The organism is Planktotalea sp. (assembly GCF_965659345.1).
Classification (GTDB): Bacteria; Pseudomonadota; Alphaproteobacteria; order Rhodobacterales; family Rhodobacteraceae; genus Planktotalea.
This window is the reverse complement of sequence record NZ_CBFHVK010000046.1, coordinates 1-4,425: the sequence shown is the minus strand read 5'-3', so window position 1 is coordinate 4,425 and position 4,425 is coordinate 1. Positions and strand designations below refer to the sequence as shown.

Annotated in this window: 5 protein-coding genes; all 5 read left to right on the top strand. The window is 52.0% G+C overall.

The genetic code is table 11. The features are described 5' to 3' along the window. A partial coding sequence (locus ACTG3Z_RS17425) for a hypothetical protein (protein ID WP_439144269.1) occupies window positions 1–449 on the top strand: 449 nt, incomplete at its 5' end. Between the two features lie 229 nt (window positions 450–678). Next, the gene (locus ACTG3Z_RS17420) at window positions 679–1,242 is read left to right on the top strand and encodes a recombinase family protein (RefSeq protein ID WP_439144268.1); all 564 of its coding nucleotides are present in this window, start codon (window positions 679–681) and stop codon (window positions 1,240–1,242) included. Further along, on the top strand, window positions 1,242–2,153 hold the full coding sequence (locus ACTG3Z_RS17415) for an ABC-three component system protein (RefSeq protein ID WP_439144267.1): 912 nt from the start codon (window positions 1,242–1,244) through the stop codon (window positions 2,151–2,153). Before ACTG3Z_RS17420 ends, ACTG3Z_RS17415 begins: the two co-directional genes overlap by 1 nt. Further along, on the top strand, window positions 2,150–2,395 hold the full coding sequence (locus ACTG3Z_RS17410; RefSeq protein ID WP_439144266.1) for an ABC-three component system middle component 6: 246 nt from the start codon (window positions 2,150–2,152) through the stop codon (window positions 2,393–2,395). The genes ACTG3Z_RS17415 and ACTG3Z_RS17410 overlap by 4 nt, the downstream gene beginning before the upstream one ends. After that, complete coding sequence (locus tag ACTG3Z_RS17405; protein WP_439144265.1) at window positions 2,392–4,149, top strand: ABC-three component system protein; 1,758 nt, start codon at window positions 2,392–2,394, stop codon at window positions 4,147–4,149. The genes ACTG3Z_RS17410 and ACTG3Z_RS17405 overlap by 4 nt, the downstream gene beginning before the upstream one ends. Window positions 4,150–4,425: the final 276 nt, after the last annotated feature.

Below are 4,425 nucleotides of genomic sequence, written 5' to 3'. Positions count from 1 at the left end.
ACTGCTCATGTCCGCGAGCTATCACGCTGGATTCACACAGTGAATCCTACAGTGCCCGATTTGTGCAACAAAGCCATCCCATTGGCAAACTTGACGATGATCCCGCTAAGCTGATTGAATTTGATGTAACAACTGCCAAACCTGTCACAAAGAGTGGAGTGCGACACAATCGTGCAAAGGTGATTATTGAGTTCTTTGGGTTGAATCGCCGAGATTCACTACATTATCAACGCGCAACGTTTATTCAACTTTTGTTCTTGATGCTTGAAAAAGAAGAAGACGAAAGTATTGATTTCCTACTTTCTGATCGCGCACCTCACGCTGCCTGCTTAAGATCTTTCCATCAGCTTTGGAAATCAGATCACGCGAGGGCAACCGAAGCATACGAAGCCTGCCAAGCAATTATCATGAACAATTTTGATGCGAGATCCTCTAGTATGCTGTCTTGACTGTGCCACGGTTCCAACTTTGTAAACACCGTCCAGAACTGCCGCCGGACTGTGGAATATCAAGGCTCGTTGCGACAGGTCCCCCTATCTCAGTTTTGTCAGTTCTTCCTTGAAGGCTTCGGTTGAGCGCGGCAAAAACGACCCTTTTTGCGGCAATTCTCTCCTATTCGCTAAGTCCTTGATCCAAATAGCGCTAGACTGCCGCAAAAACCTCGTGCAAAAAGAATCCATGAAAATCGGCTACGCACGAGTATCTACTGAGGAACAGAACCTTGATCTACAGATCGAGGCGCTGACCGAGGCCGGGTGCGACCGGATCATCACTGACCAAGCGCAAAGTGGCGCAAAAGCCGCCGAAACCCGTCCGGGTTTTGCCGAAGCCATGGATCACCTGGGCCACAATGATCTCTTAGTTGTCTGGAAGCTGGACAGGGTAGGGCGGTCGATTGCTGATCTGATCCATTTACTAGAACTTTTCGGAGAGCGCGGCATTGAGTTTCGCAGCCTGACAGATGGAATTGACACAACGACAGCAGGTGGGCGGTTGGTGTTTCACATCATGGGCGCACTTGCCGAGTTCGAACGTGACCTTATCCAAGAGCGGACCAAAGCCGGTCTTCAGGCAGCGAAGAAGCGGGGTAAACGGTTGGGTCGGCCGCCAGCACTGACGTCCGCACAAGTCGCACATGCAAAGCGAGCCATCGAGGCGAAACGCGAAACCGTCTCGGGAATGGCTGAGATATTGGGCGTAAATAGAAGCACAGTTCAACGTGCCTTGGCGGCGACCGCATAATGGACGAGCTACAGCGCTACATCTACCAACTCAAATTTGAAAACGCCTTCCTGAAAAACCAGGGGCAGGCGTTTGAAGATATGTTCTCACGGATTATGGGTCATGCACATGCGGGCGATTTTCAGGCAGTTCGCCCCTACGGCAACAAAGGCGATCTCAAGTGCGACGGATATCGCGCGAGCGACAAGACCGTCTTTCAGTGTTATGCGCCGCGAAGCACCAAGCTCGACGCGATGCAAAAGAAAGTTGATGCAGACTTCAACGGAGCAGTCGGACATTGGGGCAACCGAATGGAACGCTGGGTCTTTGTCCACAATGATGACGCTGGGCTTCCTGCCGATGTCACGCAGCAGCTCATCGATCTCGGGGCGGCCAACTCGACAGTCACGCTAGGCCAAATGAGCTACACCGAGCTTTTTGCCATCGTTATGGTGCTGACTCAGCCGCAGTTAGTTGATCTGTTCGGCGCAGCGCCGACGCAAACTACTTTGGCACGGCTTGAGTTTGTTGAGCTACAGCCTGTCATCACTTCAATCCAGCGGATGGAACCGGATGACAATCCGCCTCTGACCGCGCCATCGCCCGCAAAACTGCAAGCGAACGACCTGTCTGAAGCGGCGGCTGGCCTGCTACGCCAAGGTCGCCGTAAAGAACAGCTGGTCGAGCGCTTCCTCAACCAATATCCTGATCCTAGTTTCGGTGAAGAGATCGCCCAAGGGTTCCGGGACCGTTACAAGACCCTTCGGAGTGACAAGCTCCAACCCGACATCATTTTCGCGGAGTTGCAGCAGTTCGCCGGTGGCATGACCGGACTTCCTGAGCGTCAAGCCGCCGTTCTGGCCGTGATGTCGTATTTTTTCGAGCGCTGCGACATTTTCGAGGATCAAGTGGAGCAGGGAACCACGTCATGATTCTGCCGACAAAACACATCCTACCCGAGCGCGCGCTTTTGACTGTCGGAGCAGATATTCTCGCTAGCTTGAGCAGACCAATGACTGTTTCCAAAGTATGGGATCAAGTGCGCGAACAACGTGGCGAGCCTGTCGGTGTAGCTCCGATCAACTATGACTGGTTCGTTTTGTCGCTCGACCTTCTTTTTATGTTGGAGGCCGTCAGTTTCGAAAACGGCCTTCTTCGGAAGGCGGCGTCATGATCCATACGGTCACAAGCGATCTCGATAGTTTCAAATCTCTCACCTTTAGACCGGGGCTGAATATCGTTCTGGCCGAGAAAACGGCTGAGGCCACTGATCGTCAGACGCGAAACGGAGCAGGAAAATCCAGCTTTGTAGACCTAATTCACTTTATCTATGGCAGCAATGCCGACACGAAGAGCATTTTCCGGTCGGAGGCGCTGACGCCATATAAATTTGAAGTGCAGGCGGACATTGGCGGGCATATCGTAACTGCTGCGCGCTCTGGGGAGAAACCTTCGAAAATAAGCATACAGGGTGAGACTGAACATTGGCCGATTCAGCCCGATCTCGATAAGAAGACTGGCGATCTGATCATATCCCAAGCAAACTGGAAGCTCGTTCTAGGAACGCTTCTGTTTGGCTTGCCAACCAACGACGAGGCTAAAGGACGCTTCGGTCCAACATTCCGCTCTCTCTTTTCCTACTTCGCTAGACGGCAAGGGAGCGGTGCATTCGTGCAGCCAACTCAGCAGTCAGGACAGCAGCAGAATTGGGACCAACAGGTAGCGATCTCCTATCTCCTTGGTCTTGACGCCAATATCTCACAGGAGTTTCAGGAAACCCGCGATCAGGAGAAGGCGATGAAGGAGCTAAGAAGGGCCGCAAAACAGGGCAATCTTGGCGATTTTTATGGCACTTCTGCACAGTTCCGCACCCGCCTGACCGTTGCGCAAGGCAAGGCCGATCGGCTCAAAAAGCAGATTGCTACATTCAATGTCGTTCCAGAGTATGCGGCGCTCGAACAGGAGGCGTCCCAGCTTACGCGCGCGATTTCCACGATGAACAACGACAACCTCATCGACAGGGACCTTATTTTACAACTAACAGCCGCGCTCGAAAGCGAGGCACCTCCGGCGATTTCCAACGTCCAGAAACTATACAAAGAAGCCGGTGTTGTTCTGCCTGACACAGTCGGACGGCGGTTCGAGGAAGTTTCTGAGTTCCACGAAGCAATTGTGAGAAACCGCCAGTCTCACCTTACAAGTGAGATCACCGCAGCAGAGAAAAGGATTGAGGAACGCGACGATGAGCGCTCGGAACAGGATCGACGACGCCAACAGATCATGGGCATCCTGCAATCCGGTGGCGCGTTGGAACACTATACCAGCATACAGCAAGAGCTTGGCCGTTCCGAAGCTGACGTAGAAGCGTTGCGCCAGCAGTTGGAGATCGCGGAGCGGATCGAAAGCACGCAAGTGCAACTCGACATCGAACGTGCGCGGTTACAACAGGCATTGCAGAGCGATCTTCACGAACGAAGCGACATCGTTGGACAGGCGATCCTCGTCTTTGAGAGCCTGTCGACTGCACTCTACGAAGAGGCTGGAAGCCTGACCATCGGTGCGACGGACAACGGCCCGGTGTTTGACGTTTCGATTGAATCGCAGCGCAGCAAAGGCATCAACAACATGCAGATTTTCTGTTTCGATTTGATGCTGGCTGAACTTGCAACCAAACGCGGGCTTGGCCCTGGCTTTCTCATCCATGACAGTCATCTCTTTGATGGAGTTGATGAACGGCAGGTAGCCAAGGCCCTTCAGCTTGGTGCAGCCCACGCGGAAAAGGTCGGCTTCCAATACATCGTTTCAATGAATTCTGACGCTTTACCCGAGGATGGGTTTCAGGATGACTTCGATGTATGGCAATTTGTTAACCCTACGCGTCTTAACGACCAAGAAGAAACCGGTGGCTTGTTTGGTATTCGGTTTTGATTGCATTGCTTGCTATCTAGCGGAAGTGAATACGCCCCAGAGTATTTCTGCGGAGTTCGAAACCGGAATTCTTTCGGCAAACATGTCCAGATGCGGCAATTCGGCACAAAGCCTAAACTGTTGAGAAGACAGCACTCTCGGTCTCATTAATTCAATCTCATTATATAGCCACTCCGACAATGTGCCTACTGAATGGTCCAATTCGCATAATAGTCATTATGTTGTATTTAGTGAATTCTCGTATCCAGTCTCAAAAGACACAAAGGATACCAAACG